The organism is Aeromicrobium sp. (assembly GCF_014378035.1).
GTDB lineage: Bacteria > Actinomycetota > Actinomycetes > Propionibacteriales > Nocardioidaceae > Aeromicrobium.
In genome coordinates this window covers 1-17,766 of record NZ_JACMOM010000327.1, presented here as the reverse complement: position 1 = coordinate 17,766, position 17,766 = coordinate 1, and the positions used below count along the sequence as shown (strand labels likewise).

Sequence of the window (17,766 nt, the reverse complement as noted above, 5' to 3'; positions counted from 1 at the left end):
GCAGGGACGATGCGAGCACCAGGTCGTAAGGAAACAAGCGCAGCGCCGAACGAGCTGGTGTGAGCGGAGATCCCCGCGCAGCGGGGATTGCGTGGACACGCGAGGGGCCAATCATCGGTGCCCCGGGAGGTAAGAAATTCCTCCAGCACAGCCCAGCCGAAGGCTGTTCCGTTCCGCTCTTCGCTTCGGCCCTCCGTGGCCGGTACAGACTCCGACGCCGCAAGCGTCCCCCACCCAGGTGGGCGCCCCGAAGGGCGCTCTCATCCGCTAGGCGGCTGCGGTCACCTTGTCGTCGCTCTCGTCGACGACGTCGGCCAAGGTGTGGACTACTCGTATGACATTCCCGACCGCCGCGCTGATCACAGCGACGTCACTCCTAAACCATCCGGCGACATACCCGGAGCTGCAGGCGCTGGTGCCCAAACCCGCGAGACCCTCGACGACGTAAGGCCGCCGACTCGCTTCGGTCGACGTTGGTGTCGCCGCCACCCTCAACGATCTCGTGCGAGGGACTCGAGCGACGCATCACGACCCACTAGAACAAGCCCGGCCCGCACAGAAGGGCCAATCGAATGCGCGGACCGATGCCCGCTGGGTCACTTACACACCTGTGGAAATAGTTAGTCTGCACTACAACTATTGGTTCTTTCTGATCATTTTAGACTTAATAACTCGAATTCCCAGCCTCTGAGAATGTCTGCGTGCCAAAGTGACGCATCAATCTGTCTCGCTATGTAAGGCAACTCATGGCTCGCTCGATAGTCTTATTCATCGCAACCGCGGGCCTGCTCGCGCCATTCACAGTCGCCGTTGCGGCTGCCGCGGAGGACACGGACCCCCAGGTTGTCGCAACGTTGGAGCTGAAGCCGGTCGATTCTGACGACGATGGAACGCTCGACGCCCCCGACACCGCCACCGCGATCGCAGCGGCGTCCTCGACCGATAAGCCGGTCGAGGACTTCTCGCAACGCACTGAGACCAAGATTGTCATAGCGAACCCGGACGGAACCTTCACCAGCAAGGAGTACGCCACACCCGTGCGAATCAAGCGCGACGGCGACTGGGTTGATGTCGACTACACCCTGATCAAGAACGCGGACGGATCCTGGGCACCCAAAGCTTCCCCGATTGACGTGTCGATCGCCGGCGGACCAGCAAAAGAGGCCGCGCGAGTGACGTTCGACGATGACGAGTCATTGGCTGTCACGTGGCCGGCAAACCTGCCCGAACCCACGGTCAGCGGCGGAATAGCAACCTACAAGCTGTCCAACGCAACCGACCTGCTCATCGCGACCACCAGCAGCGGGCTGAACGCACACATCCGCCTCAACCAGCAGCCGACAGACGACGACCCGATTTTTACGCTGGGTCTACGAGCAGAAGGCGTCGACGTCAACCAGAACAGTTCCGGCGGCCTTCAAGTCTCCGGCGACGATGGCAAGACCATCGCCAAGACGTCCAGCCTGGTCGCTTGGGACGCGTCCACCGACCCTGCGGGTGACCCCGCTACCGTCGTGAAGCTCGACGCCACCCTCGACGAAACCAGCGCCAGCGGCGACGTCACCCAACACACACTGGACCTGACCACACCAGACGGGTTCCTGTCCGATCCGACCACCCAATACCCGGTCACGATCGACCCGGACATCAGCATGAATCAAGTCCGGGACACGTGGGTCCGCAGTGGCGACACTACGAGTCGGGGTGCGGAGAACCGTCTGATCGTGGGCAAGATTGATCCGAGCGTGAGCTCGAACTCAAACCCGGCGCGGAGCTACCTGAAGTTCTTCAACAGCACCATCGAGAACAACCCTGCCATCGACATCGTGTCGGCCGAAATGGGCCTTTGGCAGTACTACGGATATACCTGCGCCGACCGCCGCATGTACGTCTACCCCGTCGGCGTGCCCTGGGGCGACACCATCACATGGGCCAACGCACCAGCCATCGTCTACGGCGCAGGGGCAACCCACATCACGACGAACCGTGCGGCGTCCGGCTGCGCCGATGGATGGACCAAAGTCAACCTCACCAACATGGCCAGAGCCTGGGGCGACGGAACGGTTGATATGCAAGGCGTCCGCCTCTCCGCCGGCGACGAAGACTACTCGTCCTACGAACGCCGCTTCTGCTCCATGAACACCACCAGCGGAACCGACTGTGGCGCCGCAGCTAGGACGCCCTACTTTTCGGTCACCTACAACACTCGCCCCAACTCAGCCTCATCCGTGACCGCTGACGTGGTCGATAGCGTCGTTACCTTCAGCAGCGTTGCTGTAGATCTGGACGGAGGGCCGGTTCGCGTCAAGTACGTGGTGTCGCAAAGCGCGGCAACCGTCCTGACCGTCTTTACCCCCTTTGGACTTTCGGGCGACGAGTTGGCCCTTGATATCGACACCCTTTCCCCGGGTACGTACGATGTCCGCGCGTGGGTCGACGACGGCCAGGCGGGGTCTGCCGCCGCGTCCGCACCCGTCTCGTTCACCGTGACTGCCGTCGGCGAGACCCCAGGTCCTACTCCGACTGAAGCGTGCGATTACAAGGTGGAGATGAGCGGACAGGAACTGACCGTGGAGGGCCCCGCCGGAGCACCCTCTACGCCACCCCTAATCGAAAGCGACACTGGGCACCTAGAATATCGAGGCACTCAGGCAGGTAAGGACGTCGATGTCAAGGTTTGGATGGGTGCATCGGACGCCGCCCTGGCAGCCGAGCTGGAGCAATCTGCCGAAACGATGAACTCGCTCGAATCGCAAAGCGTCAACGAAGCTGTTGATGGCGACCAATCCGATGCCGAGGTCAGTGAGACCTTCACGCCTAGCGGCGTTTCGCAAAGTCAAGTTCCTATTGCGTACCGTCTCGTTGGGGACGACACCGTCGAGTTTGGCAAACCGAACACCACCCACTGTGGGCAGCTCAGTCCGAGCGCCATCGCAGCCAACGACGATGTCGTGTTGGGAACGGTCAACAGCGCCTTGATTCTTCCTTTGTCAGCGGACTCCACGGTCTCTGCTGCGGAGACCTATCCCGAAACGACGGGCGCCATCCGGTACCGTACGTTCATCCCAGCTAAGAAGGCAACCACCGGGCCTGTTTGCGGGACGTTTAAGGGCGACAACCGTGGCTTCACGAGCTACTTCACGGCACCAAGTCGGACGCGAGCCAGCATGTTTTTCAACTGGCCTAACAAGACAATCGATACCACGAAGAGCATCGGAACTACACACAGGTTGAAGGCCTACGGTTTCAGCGCGAAATCAAAGACCGCAAGCGCCAAGGGGATCAAGTTTCACACGCCGCTCATGTACTCGACCTACGGCAAGATGTCGGTTACGCACTCAGTCGGCAACCCCCTCTGCTCAGTAGCTGGAGCAATTCGGTACAACCTTGTTTTTGAAGCGTGGAAGACCAAGGGCGCCCGAGTTACTGGAACGCGAGGCAAAGTGCCGAACCATGAAGCGTATTTTTATCCGAAGACTGAAGCTTCAGGTAAAAGGATCTTCACGCGTAAGTCGTCTAAATACATCTGTCTATCTGTCAACTGCGGTGACGAAAGCATCTGGGAAACTTGGGTTCCGTGACTAGGTCGGGCGGCGCCGCCGCGTTCATTTTTGTTGTGGGACTGACAGAGCTTCTGATAGCGAACCTGCAATTCAGATTCGGACTGGTGATGCTGCTGCTACTGGTGCTTTTTCAGGCGATCGCTGCAGTGCTGATCGTTGCCGCCCGGTACCGGCCCCAGGCGTTTGTTGCGGTCTGGGTCGCCGCTGTCGTCACAACGTGCCTGTTACTTTGGCCGATCACGTCGTCGATCGGACTGACCATCTTGGTGTCCTTGCTGGTCGCTACGGGCGCGTTGCTGCTGTGGTTGCTCACCGCAATTCCTGCTTGGATTGCAGTTTCTCGGAGGAAGCATTGATCAGAGCCGTGACGATTCGGCCAGCAACCGCAGGTGCCGCACGTCCGATCGGCCGAGGTCGCGGGCAGAGTCCGAATACGGCAACGACTGGTAGTACATGGTCTGACGCCGACTGCCGGCGGCTTCCTTCTCTATCGAGGCTAGGTCACAAGTCGCCGAAAACTTCATGCTCATGTCTGGTGTCTAAGCTTAGCTAGCGGCTTGACGACGGAGATCAGCTCTTGGAGGCCTTGGAGCGCTCAATCGGCGGCGTCCTTGGCGCCGGCCTCTCCGGATTCAACGCTTGCCCTGGGAGCTTCAGTGTCTTTTCACAGCCTATCGAGCGCGTAATGCATCTCGGAGCCACTCGCGGCGATGTACTTCTGTCCTCCAGGCACGCATCGACAATGCCCGAATGAGGCAACGCCTGCGTCATTTGGGTGAAATGACCTGGCCGTCGTTCCCTGACCCCATCGATTCGCGATGCGATCGAGTTGAGCGTCGGTCGGCAAAAGGGTCGTTGGGTGCGACGCTCGGACGCTCGGACGCTCGGTGGTGACGTGTACTCGCACCCAGGTAAGACCACTCCAAGCTCGTAAGTGACCAGAACGCCCGCACACTCAGAGGCTAGGCTTTCCCGAACGCCATGTAGACCTCGCCATCGCCGATCACGGACCCTACCTGCGAGTTTCGACCGTGGGCCCGTCCAGATTCTGCACATCGTCCTCGCGACACCGATTCAATTTCGATGGATCAACTGCCTCACACCTCTTGCACCACGGTAGTTGAACCTTCAAATAGTGGCCATGGGTAACCCACCGGCGGGCCTGTGCCGGTGTGACTATGTCGCTGCACAAGCTGACGGCCGGCTCGGGGTACGACTACCTGACCCGGCAGGTTGCTGCGCTCGACTCTACGGAGAAGGGACGCACTTCCCTGTCGTCGTACTACTCGGAGAAGGGTGAGGCTCCTGGTTCGTGGGTGGGGTCGGGTCTGACCGGTATCGCTGGCCTGGACGCTGGTGATGTGGTCACCGCGGAGCAAATGAAAGCGCTGTTCGCATATGGCTTTCACCCTCTCGCCGAGCAGCGGGTCGCGGCTCTGGAGCTGTCCGCCAGCGTCGGTGAGCTGCACAGCGCGCAGCGCCTCGGTCGTCCCTTCGTTGTATTCGAAGGCGATGTCCCCCAGTTCCAGATCGACATCGCTCGCCGACTGGGGGAAATGAACGTCGCTGCTGGGTCGCCCGCGGATGCGGCTACAAGCATCGGTGACACGGCGCGCATCCGTACTGAGGTGGCCCGCCAGTATTTCCTGCGCGAGCACGGCCGGCAGCCGGATGATGCGCGCGAGGTGGCCGCGACGGTGGCCAAGCACTCTCGTCCCAAGACCACCGCGGTCGCTGGGTTCGACCTGTCGTTCTCCCCGGTCAAGAGTGTTTCGACACTGTGGGCTATCGCTCCTCCGAGTATTGCAGCGAAGATCGAGCTGGCTCACGATCTGGCGATCAAGGACGCGGTGGCGTTCATCGAGAAGCACGCGCTCTTCACCCGCAAGGGAGCTCAGGGGGTGCAGCAGGTCGACGTCACCGGCTTGGTCGGAACCGCGTTTACACACCGTGATTCTCGGGCCGGGGACCCCGACCTGCATACGCATCTTGCCGTCGCCAACAAGGTCCAGACTCTCGACGGAGACTGGTCGGCGATCGATGGTCGGGTGCTGTTCAAGGCCACTGTGACGGCGAGCGAGACCTACAACACCGCGCTGGAACGCCACCTTGTTGAGTCGCTGGGAGTCCGGTTCGCCGAGCGTCCCGGCACCGATCCACACAAACGTCCCATACGCGAGATCGTCGGCGTCGATCCTGAACTGAATACCCGGTGGTCGTCTCGACGGGCGAGCATCGACATCCGCCGAGCAGTGCTCGCCACAACCTTCCAGCGCGATCATGGTCGGCCGCCGACACCTGTGGAGGCCATCCAGCTTGCGCAGCAGGCCACGTTGGAGACCCGCGACGCCAAGCACGAACCGAGAAGCCTCGATGATCAGCGCGCCACCTGGCGGGCCGAAGCCGTCGAAATTCTCGGCGGCGAGAATCAGGTCAACCGCATGGTCGCTGGGGCGTTGGCGCGTCCAGAAAGCTGCGGCGAACGTGTCACCTCGCAGTGGGTCACCAGGCGGGCCGAGCAGGTCGTGGCGCAGGTTTCAGTACGGCGCGCGACGTGGCAGGTGTGGCACCTGCGTGCCGAAGCCCAACGCCAGGTGAGGTCGGCTGACGTCCGCGCCGACCGTGTCGAGGACCTCGTCACGTGGATCGTTGACACCGCCATCGAGCAGTGTGTGTCGCTGGCAACTGACCGTGACCTGATCACCGACCCGGACAAGCTCCGGCGCAAGGATGGCACGAGTGTCTTTCACGTCGCGGGCAGTGACGTGTTCACCAACCGCATGGTGCTCGATGCAGAGCTGCGCCTCACTGAGTCCGCTGGACGCGTCGATGGACGAATTGTGCCCGCCGAAGTGATCGACCTGGCGCTGCTCGAGAGCACCGCCAACGGGGCCGAGCTAAACACCGGCCAAGTTGCTCTGGTGCGTGGGATGGCGACGTCCGGTGCGCGCGTCCAACTGGGTATCGCCGCCGCTGGAACAGGCAAGACCACGGCGATGAGTGTGTTGACCCGGGCATGGGAGGAGTCCGGCGGCAACGTCGTCGGGCTTGCACCATCGGCCGCGGCGGCGTCGATTCTCTCTGGTCAGACCAGAGCCGTCAGCGACACGTTGGCCAAGCTCGTCCACCACATCGACCAAGGAACCCGCAGCGCGCTGCTCAACGCGATCGGCCCCGGCACGCTCGTGCTCATAGACGAGGCGGGCATGGCTGACACCCTCAGCCTGGACACCGCTGTTGCGTTCATCCTTGACCGTGGAGCTTCGGTTCGGCTCATCGGTGACGATCAGCAGCTCGCCGCAATCGGTGCCGGTGGCGTCCTGCGGGACATCGACCACCAGCACGGCACCCTGAGGTTGAGCGAGCTGATGCGCTTCGCAGACCCTGCCGAGGGGGCTGCCTCGCTAGCCCTGCGCGACGGGCAGACCGAAGGGCTGGGCCACTACTTGGATCACGGCCGCGTGCATGTCGGCGACCTCAGCACTGAGACCGATGCCGTGTTCGATGCTTGGACGACCGACACTGAAGCAGGGTTGGCTTCGATCATGCTCGCCCCGACCCGTGACCTCGTCGCAGAGCTGAATGCACGTGCTCGCACAGCCCGGCTCGCCGGCAGCTCCGCCAGCGCCTCAAGCAGCAGTCCGCGCAACGAGATGTCGGTCGGTTCGGCTGTGCGGTTGTCCGATGGCAACCAGGCGTCGGTCGGTGAAACGATCATCACCCGCCGCAACGACCGCCTTCTTCGCCTGTCAGCGACGGACTGGGTCAAGAACGGCGACCGGTGGACCGTCACGGCGGTGCAAGAAGGTCGCTTGGCCGTGCGGCACGCTGAGTCCAACTTGCGGATCGTGCTGCCGGCAGAATACGTCGATGCACACGCCGAGCTGGGGTACGCCTCGACTGTCCACACCGCTCAAGGCATCTCGACAGACACCATGCATGGCCTCGTCACCGGGGATGAGACCCGGCAGCAGTTCTACACGATGATGACGCGTGGACGGCATGCCAATCATGTCTACCTCGTCGTGACCAGCGATGGCGATGCTCACAACCTCATCCGACCCGAGACCATCCATCCCCTCACGGCTACCGATGTGCTCGAACGCATCCTCGGACGGGACGGCTCGCCTCGGTCTGCGACCACGATCGCGCGCGACTTTGCGGCACCGTCCACGCTTCTCCCGCAGGCGGCCGCCCGGTACACCGAGGCCGTCTACACCGAATCCGAGTCACTGATCGGTGCCTCGCGCGTGGAGGAACTCGTCCGCACCGCCGAGGAGCTCGCGCCGGGAATCTGTGACGAACCCGCATGGCTGACCCTCCGGGCGCACCTGATCGTGATTGACGCGGACGGCCGCGACGCCGCGAAGGATCTTCGAAACGCGGTTGCCGACCGTCCGCTTGATGGGGTGAAAGACCGTGCCGCGATCTTGGATTGGCGCCTCGACCCCACTACTACGCGAGGCGCGCACGCTGGACCTTTGCCTTGGCTGCCGGGCATACCTGCCCTGCTGATCAGCGACCCACAACGCAGCCCCTACCTGCACCAGAGGGCTCAGCGAGTGGAAGACCTCGCCGCATCGGTGCGAAACGACGCGACCATCAGCGCCGACATTCCGCAGTGGGCGCGCCAGGGCGGCGCTCGACCTGCCGCCAACGTCTTGGCAGATGTTGCGGTGTGGCGGGCAGCGACTGGTGTTGACACGACCGACCGGCGGCCCACGGGTGGGCCGCAGGTGCAGAAGGCACACGCGTCCCATCAGCGCCGACTCAATGAGCGTCTGCACTCTGGCCGCGCTTCTGCCCTGTCCGAATGGGGACCTCTGATCGATGTCGCCACGCCGCGCAGGGACTCGTTCACGCCGTTGCTTGCTGCACGACTGGCGGCGATCAGCCGTTCCGGGGTCGACGCCGCAGCACTGTTCCGCAACGCCGCCTCCGACGGCCCTCTGCCCGACGACCACGCAGCTGCAGCGCTCTGGTGGCGCATCAGCGGTCACCTGTCCCCCATCGTCACCACCCAGGCAACCGGTCACGACCACGCACTACCTGTCGACGGGGCAGCACTGTTGATCGACGTCCTCGGTGAGGAACCCGCCGCCTCCATGACCGCCAGCCCGTGGTGGCCGACCGTGGTCGCATCGATCGACCAAGCCACCAGACGAGGCTGGGCGGTGACTGACCTTCTGGATCTCGCATCCACCACCGACGTCAACGACGTCGACCCCGCACAGGCGCTGGTATGGCGGATAGCGATCGTCACCGACCCGCCCCCAGAGTCCGACCCGTACGACGAGAACCCGCCACCCGAGGACATGTACGACAACACCGTCCGGGACGTGAGCGCTCCAGCTCACGTCAAGGAACCGGCCGACCTCGCCGCCGCCGCGTTCCAACGCCGCCTGCTCGGACCCCTCGAACCGTCCGACCACGACATCACGCGGATGCTTGACCACGCGCACCAGTGGGACCACTCGCCCGTCACCGGCGACCGCATCTTGCGCATCAACACCCTCACAGCCGAATTCTTCGAGGCGAACCTCCGGGGTTCGTGGGCACAAATCCACCTCCTCGAACGGCTTGGGCTGGACTTGGCCGCTGACGAGCGGTTCCGGCCCGGATACGCACCGCCCGGTTGGACCAACCTCATTAACCACCTGCACCATCACGGCATCACCGACACCGAGATGCTCGCCGCCGGCGTCGCTACCACCGCATCAACTGGCGCCCTGATCGACCGGTTCCGCGACCGCGCCATGCTGCCGGTGATCTCTGGCGGTGACGTCCTGGGGTTCGTCGGCCGCCGCCACCCCGACACCATCGACGACACCCGGGGTGGACCGAAGTACCACAACACCGCCGACACCATCGTGTTCCACAAGGGCTCCCAGCTGTACGGGCTGGCTGACACCCACATGGGCGAAGGGTCCATCCCCGTCCTCGTCGAGGGCCCCATCGACGCCATCGCCATCACGCTGGCCACCGCCGGGGCATTCGTCGGCGTCGCACCTCTAGGCACTTCAATGACCCACGACCAAGCGACCCAGCTCGCGGGACTCGACGCCTCGCCGATCATCGCCACCGACGGAGACCTCGCCGGACGGATCGCCGCAGAACGTGACTACTGGCTCCTGACACCGCATCTCACCGATCCCCGGTACGCCCGGTTCGACACTGGCGAAGACCCCGCCAGCGTCCTGGAGAACGGCGGCCGCGCCAACCTCCTGCTGCGATTGCAGCAAGCAAGGCCGCTGGCAGACACGCTCATCGAGGAACGCCTGACCAACATTGTGACCGCCCCAGAGCAAGCAACCGCGATCGCGCGGATCATCGCCGCCCGGCCACCGGGAGACTGGGACCAAGCAATCGACAACTGCGCGCGTGCGGATAGTTCCGGCCGTGTACAGATGCGCCAAGCAGTCGCGACGGCCGCTGTCGACTTCAACCACGATCGGGGAAGCTTCTCCAACGACGGTCTCGCCGGCGCATCTGATGTCAGGACACGACTCGAACAAGCAGACAGCGCAACGGCTGGAGAGCGGTGGGCAAACCTGGCGCGCCATCTAGATCCGCGACTCCTTGGTCAGCAAGACTGGCCCGCAACGGCGACCATGCTCCAGCAGGTCCACGACGCTGGCTACGACCTCCACATCCTCACCCGCCAGTTCCTCGACGAGGCGCTGTTGAACGAGTCACCGGCGCAGGACCTTCGATACCGGCTCGTGGGCTACCTCCCCGAAGAGATGCCAACCATCAAGACAAACACCGCCGCTTCTCGTGACAGGGCGGGGCGGGCGAACAGCTCGCTGTACGAGCGGGAACCACGACCACGCACAGGCGGCGTTGGCCCAAGTCGCTAGATGTCCGGACCGTCAGAGAAACTCATCACGCGGAGGGTTCGGGTCCGGGTGGCAAGGTCGTAGGCGGTCGATCGGAACCCACTGCTGCATCAGCGGGGAACCGTCAGCGCTCTCGTCCATGTACACCACGAGAGCGGACCACCTCTGTTTGTCCTGCTTCCAATCGATCACCAGACCCTGCCACGGTCGGTCGTTGCGGAACGACCGTTTGATCAAGACGTGCCGGGTCGGTTCGTAGCGCGGCCACTTGTCCGACTTCGATCGATTCATGCCCACCCGGAAAGGGTAGAACACGTGTTCGATCAACAGGTGTGGACAATGCTGTGGATTGGAAGGACTGCAAAGCTATTCGGCGAACTCGCCGGTGCCGGTATCCACCATTCGCAGCGGCGTCCACCTGTCAGGGTTGCTATCTGCGTAACCCGTTGCGACGGCGATGTCGTCCTCATAGGTGTGACGCCGCTCTGTGAAGTGCGGGCCGTCGAGGTGTCTGGTGAGACGTCCCGCCGCCGGCGGCACTGGCGGGTGAAGATCTTGGCAGTGTTGAGCGACCCTGTGCTCCATGCGGACCAAGAACGCCGGCAATGCGTAGCGGTGCCATTCCTCGAGGGCGTCACTGGTCAACGATCGATCGGCTTCGCGGCGGCGATCCGCGAGCACCGCGAGCTCGTGGACGAGGTGCGGGTGCTGTGGCCAGCACGCGGGAATGACGTCCGCGGGATCGAAGACCAGTTCGTGGTTGATCCAGATGACGACTGCATCGAGCCAGTTCCAGAGCTCGACCCGCAGCGGCACCGCCGTGCACGTCGCAGGCGACCAAGGCCGTGGAAGGTCGTTCAGGTCGCCGAGAGCCAGGCGATAGTCGTCGTCACCGTTGACTGCCTTGTCGAGCTCACGGTAAGCGTGGCGAACTTGGACACCAGGGGTCGGGAAGGCCCGCACCATCGGAGCTGGTGTTCGCCCGGTCGGGTTGCTCATGGTGTCGTCCAGCGGGTGAGTCCGCGCCGTTGGGACTCCACTAGCGCCGCCGTGGCCCGGGCGCGTGGGTCAACCACGTTGGCGCGTGCCTGATCGACGCGAAGCCGGGCTTCGGCTTGTGCTGCCAGAAGCGCCCTGCCTGTCCTGCCGTCGATGGAGCGGGTGAGCTTGGCGATCATCGGTCTGCCGTTCTCAGCGACCACGAGCGCATGACGTTCTGGGAGTTGTCTGACCTCGGCGCCGGTGAGAATAGGAATGTCCTCGGCGGCAGCTGTTCGTCCGGACATGGTCCCGCTCTGCCAGGTCTGGCGCACCACCCTGACCGGGCCCAGCAGATCCGATATCTCCTGGTTGAAAGCAACGTCCTTGGACCCGCCGAACATGCACAGGATGTTGGTGAGCCCGAAAAGCGCTCGTGCTTCCTGGTCACCGAAGATCGCGACGAGCTGACGCCACGTCTGGGCGGCGTAGATGAACGACAGGCCCAGCGCCCGTTCGTTGGCCATCCGGGTGCGCAGCGTCGGCAGCGGTGCAGTGGAGGGCAGCTCGTCAAGACATGCCAACATTGGCGGACAGAGGCGCCCATGTGCTGATTGGTTCGCCAGTGCCAGCGCGGTGTCCAGGACGGATTCGGCCACCGCAGTCATCAGCGGGGAGGCACTGGCGTACGGGTCTTCGCGACCGAGGAGATAGATCGTGCCGCCACGGGCGATCAGGTCGGCCACGTCGGTTGGTTGGCGTCCGGCGCCGGGTACGCATCGGCGGCGGATGTCAGCTTGGAAGAACAGGCTCAGCGCCTGCTGGACGGTGGTGATCGTGTTTCCTGCCGTACGGTCGTCGCCGCGCAGCGCGCCGTGCAGCAGGCCCTGCCAGAACGGTGCAGCGTGAGGATGCTCGCGCAGGATCTCGGTGGGTTCTGATGCAGCTCGTGGGTTCGCCACCCAGCGCAGGACTTCTTCGAGCCCGTATCCGGCCAGTGCTGCGGCGTGAAAGAACGCCTGAATGACCTTGGCTGCTTCAGCGGCGTAGAAGCGGGCTGCGTCGTCGCCGTGACCACCGGCGACAGCGCCGGTCACGGTGCCGGCGGTGAATGCCTTGGCGCGGCGTTCGGCGACCATCGGGTCGACGCATCCGGCGATCGGGTCCCACACCAGCTCCGGCAGGCCCGGTGCAAGACCGAACGGGTCCAGGACCACGCACGGGCGTTCGTTGCTGCTGCGTGCGTCGATGGTCAGCAACAGGTCGTCGACCTTCGTCAACGTCACGAGTGCGGCGCCGGGTGCGTTGAGCAACGCCGGGACCAGGATGTCGAGTGTCTTGCCCGAGCCTTGAGGTCCGATGACGCCGGTAGTTCGGTCCCACGGGACCCACAACCCTCGTCTGGTTCGGGGTTCTGACGCGGTCCCGAGCCTCCACCCGATCTGTTCAGGTTCGAACCGCGTCTTCTCAGCCGTTGATCTCATGGGTGCTTCGCTCTCCGGAGGAAGGTCGCGTTGCTGTGGAGGTCTGGTCGGATCATCTGCGCGTTGCGTCTGAGCCGTGACAGGCCGAGCAGGGTCTCAGCCTCACGGGGTGGGGCCATCCCCTGGATCCGCCCGGGACCCCATCTCGCCATGCCCCACCTGACGGCAAGGGCAACACCAACCAGACACCCAAGCTCGGTGCCGATGATCCAGGTCCAGAGCTGCTCGCTGCTGGCGTAGGTCGCGGACCGGCTGGTCAGTCCGGTGGCGGCGTCCCCACCCACGATGCCGGGTATGGAGGAGAATAAGGCGACGCGCGGGGTCAACTCGAAACCTGCGCCGGCGAACAGGTTCGCAATCGTCCTGGCCGCGTGGAGGACCAAGCCCGCGAGCAGGACGACCGTCGTGGCGATGGCGGCAGGGATCTCCCATGTCCAGGGGTAAGGGTTGGTTCGGCGCGCGTGCTGTATCCGGATATCACCCACGATCGTCAGGGCCTTCCCGCTGCGGTCGGCTCCGCAGGTGCGGGCGCAGCGAGTGCCAGGTCGACCGCTATCAGGTTGTGGTCGGACTCCGGGTCGTCTGGGTCGGCCGAGAGGATCTGTCGCCAGCTGTTGACGTTGACGGTGCGGGGGTCGACGATCACGTGGTCGATGCGTGGTCCCCGACGTGGGGGGTGTCCGCCGTTGTATGAGCGGTACTGCTGGCCGTCACGCTGCGATGCGACCTGCTCGGACGTTGTGTAGCCGCGTCCGGTGAAGAAGCGTGCAACGTCTCGCTTGTCCCCGCTGCCAGGGATGTAGGAGTTCAGGTCCCCCGCGTAAACGATCACACTCCCGGCTCTGGCGCGTTGCAAAGCAACGACGATGCGGTGGGCGCGGGTGATGTACCGGAGCCGGCGTGCGTCGTCGCTCCCGTCAACCGGATGCAGACTCGACAGAACGACCAGTGCTCCGGTGCGTCTGTCCCGGAAGGTCTGCGCGACACCACCCTTGCCTTCGATCACCCATTGCGCTGATCCCAGCGGGTGTCCGGTGTCGTCCTTGACTGACAGCTTCGTGGAGTCGTACAGGATCATCTTTGATCTCTTGTAGACCGCCAGTCGATAGGTTGGCGCGAGGGCATCGACCATGGCTGCGGTCCGAGTGTCCCTGTGTCCGGCTTCCTGCAGGCTGATGACATCCGGCTTCGCCTGTCTGATCGATCGAGCGATCAGTGGGATGCGGTCCTGCCATGGTCGAAGCTTCCCGCCTCCGCAGAACTCCAGGCAGATGTTCCATGTGGTGACATTTAGGTGCCCGTACGCGGATCCGCCGGCACTGCAGTCAACGGCGTCGCCAGAGACGCTGCCCGAGTCGACGATGGTTCGTGCGACGGGTTCCCACGGGTCGTACGCCGCAGGGAAGGCTGACACCTGGACCGCTTGTGCTGCTTGGCCCAGACGCATGATCTTCCATCCGGGCCGGTCGAGCAGTCCGGGCGGGCTGGAGTGGTTCGGACCGGTAGGGCCGCCGAAGTAGGCGCGCGCTGCGTACTCGGTTTGTTGGCGTTGTTGCGCGCTTCCCCAGCCCGCACGTTGTTGGAACAGTCCGAGCGAGTCGCGGTCGCCGTAGGAGAGGTTCCGCAAGGTTGATTCCTGCAACGCCGCCATCAGCGCAACGACCACGCCACGTGACCCGGCACCGACTTCTTGACCGACACGAACGATGACGGCCGCGTTCGACAGTTGTTCGGCGTTGAGCCTCACCGTCTTCCCGTCGGTACGCGTCGCGACGATCGAGCCTGCATCCTTCGCCGGCGCTGCAACCACAACACGTGTCACAGCGTCTGACGCAGCGCCAGACTCGACCCCTCCGTTCAGGGGTGCGCCGTGGTCCGCCAAGAATGGTTTGGGGTCGATCGGTGTTCCGTTCTTGATGATCTCGAAATGCAGGTGCGCTCCAGTGACGTAGCCGGTGGCGCCCTGTGTTCCGAGCTTCGTACCGGCGGCGATCTCCTGCCCGACTGCCGTGGGACTGGGCGAGGCCATGTGCCCGTAGCGGGTGGCTATGTCTTGGCCGTTTTCGATCACGACCTGGTTGCCGTACGCCTGATTAAAACCGGCCACTTTCACCGTGCCGTCCGCGGCGGCGACAACAGTCTTCTCACCGGTGCTGGCGACAAGATCGATACCCGTGTGCAGCTTGGTGACGTGCAGGACTGGGTGGTACCTCATCCCGAACCCGCTGGACACCGAGTATTGGCCCAGCAGCGGGGACCGCCACACACCGGAGCTAGCGGCGACCACGTCAGCACAGGACGTCGCGGACGTTGCTGCTGGGATGATCGCGCCGGCGATCGCCGCGACGGCGAGGATCGGCAGCAACAAGATTGCGAGGACTGCTGCGATGAGTACGGGTGCGTTCTTCATCTCAACCTCCGCCGGCCATGGCTTCGTTGGTGTAGGTCAGCCGTTGTTCGGCGGGGTGCAGGATCGTCTGGACCTTGTACTGCTGGTCGCCGACGCACCACAGTGCCCGGCCTTTGCCTTGCATGGCCCAGGTGGTGACGATGTCGCGCGCGATGGGTCCAAGGCCGAGCATCTGCTCGAGCTCGACGGCTACGCCGAGGTCTTGACCGTGGAGGATCTTGATGTCTGCCAAGTGCAGCAGGTCTTTGGCGATGGCGGCGGCCTGGCTTCCAGAGTCGCCGGCGGAGAGCATGTCGGATGGTTTGTGTGCCACGGCAAACTGCACGTCACCGTCGCGGCGCGAGAGCCGAAGGTCCGCGTCGAAGCTCTTGACGGCTTCAGGACCCAGGCGCAGCTGCTTCCATGACTCGTCGCGCACCACGATCCGCAGATCTCCCGGGTCTGCCATTTCCCTCATGCCACGGCCCCAGGAGTTGAGGCACGTCAGCGCGATGCCGACGGCCTCGTCGCCGAGGGCTTCGAGCCGGGACAGGCTCAGGGACTGAATCGGTGCGCCCCAGTCGACGTCGATTGTGGTGTGGTCGTCAAACAGGCCGGCCAACGCTCCTGTGACGAGCTGTCCAAGTGCGTCACGCAGCAGTCTGGTCTCGTCGAGGAAGTGTCTGGCCGAGGCGTAACGGGTGTCGTCTATGAGCTCCGGTGTGGGTTCGTCCAGCAGGTGCCACAGGCGCGGGATGGTGGTCTCGGTCAGCTGGCTGTTGCCGGCGGTGTAACCAGTGAGCATCTGCAGGCCTTGCTTGACGACTGCTTCCTCGCTTGGGCCGAAGCGGACCCGTCGTTCGCCGATGCGTTGGCTCCCCACGAGGCCGCGGACGAGGGTCAGCCAACGGGAGAACACGATGGCGGCTCTGCCTTGTGCGTCCTCGGCCGACAAGTGAGACCATCCGCGCCCCAGTGGGCCGATCGCGAGCGGGTTGATGCGTGCCGACAACCCGTGGCCGATGGCGAACGGTTCGACCCCGAACGCCCGGCAAAGCGATTCGTACTCGTCCTTCGGATCACCGAGGATGAGTGTGCGGTAGCCAAAATCCATCATCCGCAGACAGAACACTTTGGTGGTCGCGGACTTTCCTCGGCCGGGTTTGCCGAAGCTGAAAATGTTGGGGTTGGTCACGGGGATCTGGTCGTTCAGCACCCAGCCGATCGGGTCGGCGTAGAACGCGCCCCCGGACAGGTGGTCGACACCGATCTGCGCACCGGTGGGTGGAAGACCGGGGGTGGAGATGAAGGGCCACAGGACCGGGGCCTGGTCGCTGGTCATGCGCCACACCGCAACGGGAGCTGTGGCTGGTGACCAGCCACGACCCCGCCGCGCCTGCCCGTGGACCGACGCGTACCTGAAAAGCCGTGGATCCTTGGTCCGAAGTGGGGGCTCCGGGGCCGCGGGAAGCTGGTGGCCGAAGTCGTCCAGCAACCGGTTAAGGTTCCTGCCAGCGGGGTTGCGCCGGCGCATCAGTTCGTCCCGCGGGTCAGGCTGACGCCGAGTGGGACGACTGACGTGGCGAAGCCGATGTCGTGCGACAGGTCGAGGCGGAGCGGGGCGAATCCTGCGCGCCTGATCGACGCGTCGAGGCGGCGACCGAACTCCGAGATCCGCACGGTCTTGGGGACGGTGACGGTGCACACCGCGTACGGCTGAGTCATCGAGTTCCCGCGAGCCAGCTTGCGATCGAGCGCGCGGACCTTCTCGGCCTCGTCGCGATTCTTCGTACGCTGCTTGACCTTCGCCTTGTCCCTCAACGCCTCGCCCAGGTCGGCAGCCCATTCACTCGAGGCGGACTGCCTGTTGGCGACCTCCTGACGCAGGATCGGGAACGACACCACGCAGCTACGACGTTCCCCGGACTCGGTGGGAGTCAGGATCGGCGCCAGCGCACCCATGACCGCACCCTTCACCGGCAGCTTGATGGTGGCACTGACGGAGTTCCACGCATCGTGCGAGTAGTGCCGAATCAGCTGGTCGGCTCCGGATGGACCAGCCATCGCCCACGGCACATCCGCGTTGACGCTCTGGTCGACAACGTGTGCTGCAAGTGCGTCGATGATCCCGGCTCGATCTCCCGGCGCGAACCCGGTGCGGCATGCCACCGCGAGCTCCGGCGACGTCAGCCATGACACTTCTGTCATGCCCACCGCACCACGCAGCTGGGCTTCGACCTCCCCCATCAGCAGGTGCAGGATTCTGGACCTGCCGTCCAACCCGCCGCCGGCTTCTTTCGATGCCTTGGCGAGGTTACTTTCCGGCACGACGAAGGTGACGAACGCTTCGGACCGGACAGAAGCTTTGGACAGTGCCGCGTGCAGGTCGTCGTTGACGACCTGCGCCAGATCGGGGCCGGACGTGCGGCGGTGCCTTCTGATCCACTGACCGCGTTCTGCTCCGTCGTCGGGCACGGTGCGGACGATGAACAGCAGTTCGTCGATGAGCTCGG

General features: G+C 64.1%; 9 protein-coding genes. 3 read left to right on the top strand and 6 right to left on the bottom strand.

What is annotated here, in order from left to right; translation table 11 throughout:
• The first annotated feature begins 746 nt into the window (after nt 1–746).
• From H7290_RS17595 to mobF, 3 genes are all read left to right on the top strand, one after another.
• The gene (locus H7290_RS17595) at nt 747–3,581 is read left to right on the top strand and encodes a DNRLRE domain-containing protein (RefSeq protein ID WP_290515324.1); all 2,835 of its coding nucleotides are present in this window, start codon (nt 747–749) and stop codon (nt 3,579–3,581) included.
• Nucleotides 3,578–3,919 carry a hypothetical protein gene (locus H7290_RS17590; RefSeq protein WP_290515323.1) on the top strand — a complete coding sequence of 114 codons (342 nt, stop codon included), beginning with the start codon at nt 3,578–3,580 and terminating at the stop codon, nt 3,917–3,919. Before H7290_RS17595 ends, H7290_RS17590 begins: the two co-directional genes overlap by 4 nt.
• A gap of 822 nt (nt 3,920–4,741) precedes the next feature.
• Nucleotides 4,742–10,423: a MobF family relaxase gene (gene mobF, locus H7290_RS17585; protein ID WP_290515322.1), complete on the top strand. Its 5,682-nt coding sequence runs from the start codon at nt 4,742–4,744 to the stop codon at nt 10,421–10,423.
• 345 nt (nt 10,424–10,768) lie between these two features.
• Here the strand turns inward: mobF and H7290_RS17580 are convergent, their stop codons facing one another.
• From H7290_RS17580 to H7290_RS17555, 6 genes are all read right to left on the bottom strand, one after another.
• The gene (locus H7290_RS17580) at nt 10,769–11,401 is read right to left on the bottom strand and encodes a hypothetical protein (RefSeq protein WP_290515321.1); all 633 of its coding nucleotides are present in this window, start codon (nt 11,399–11,401) and stop codon (nt 10,769–10,771) included.
• Entirely contained in the window at nt 11,398–12,774 is a 1,377-nt protein-coding gene (locus H7290_RS17575) for a TraM recognition domain-containing protein (RefSeq protein ID WP_290515320.1), read from the bottom strand. Before H7290_RS17575 ends, H7290_RS17580 begins: the two co-directional genes overlap by 4 nt.
• 86 nt (nt 12,775–12,860) lie before the next feature.
• Entirely contained in the window at nt 12,861–13,349 is a 489-nt protein-coding gene (locus tag H7290_RS17570) for a hypothetical protein (RefSeq protein WP_290515319.1), read from the bottom strand.
• A 5-nt stretch (nt 13,350–13,354) separates the two neighbouring features.
• Nucleotides 13,355–15,274 (bottom strand): peptidoglycan DD-metalloendopeptidase family protein, encoded by a 1,920-nt coding sequence (locus H7290_RS17565; protein WP_290515318.1) that lies wholly within the window; start codon nt 15,272–15,274, stop codon nt 13,355–13,357.
• 1 nt (nt 15,275) lies between these two features.
• The gene (locus tag H7290_RS17560; protein WP_290515317.1) at nt 15,276–16,595 is read right to left on the bottom strand and encodes an ATP-binding protein; all 1,320 of its coding nucleotides are present in this window, start codon (nt 16,593–16,595) and stop codon (nt 15,276–15,278) included.
• Nucleotides 16,596–16,786: 191 nt separating this feature from the next.
• Nucleotides 16,787–17,766, bottom strand: a 980-nt coding sequence (locus H7290_RS17555) for an SCO6880 family protein (RefSeq protein ID WP_366927650.1), incomplete at its 5' end; no start/stop codon positions are given.

Excerpts from the sequence above, each read along its gene's own strand:
- H7290_RS17595 (WP_290515324.1), top strand. The coding sequence starts at position 747 with ATGGCTCGCTCGATAGTCTTATTCATCGCAACCGCGGGCCTGCTCGCG.
- mobF (WP_290515322.1), top strand. The coding sequence starts at position 4,742 with ATGTCGCTGCACAAGCTGACGGCCGGCTCGGGGTACGACTACCTGACC.
- H7290_RS17580 (WP_290515321.1), bottom strand. The coding sequence starts at position 11,401 with ATGAGCAACCCGACCGGGCGAACACCAGCTCCGATGGTGCGGGCCTTC.
- H7290_RS17565 (WP_290515318.1), bottom strand. The coding sequence starts at position 15,274 with ATGAAGAACGCACCCGTACTCATCGCAGCAGTCCTCGCAATCTTGTTG.
- H7290_RS17560 (WP_290515317.1), bottom strand. The coding sequence starts at position 16,595 with ATGACCAGCGACCAGGCCCCGGTCCTGTGGCCCTTCATCTCCACCCCC.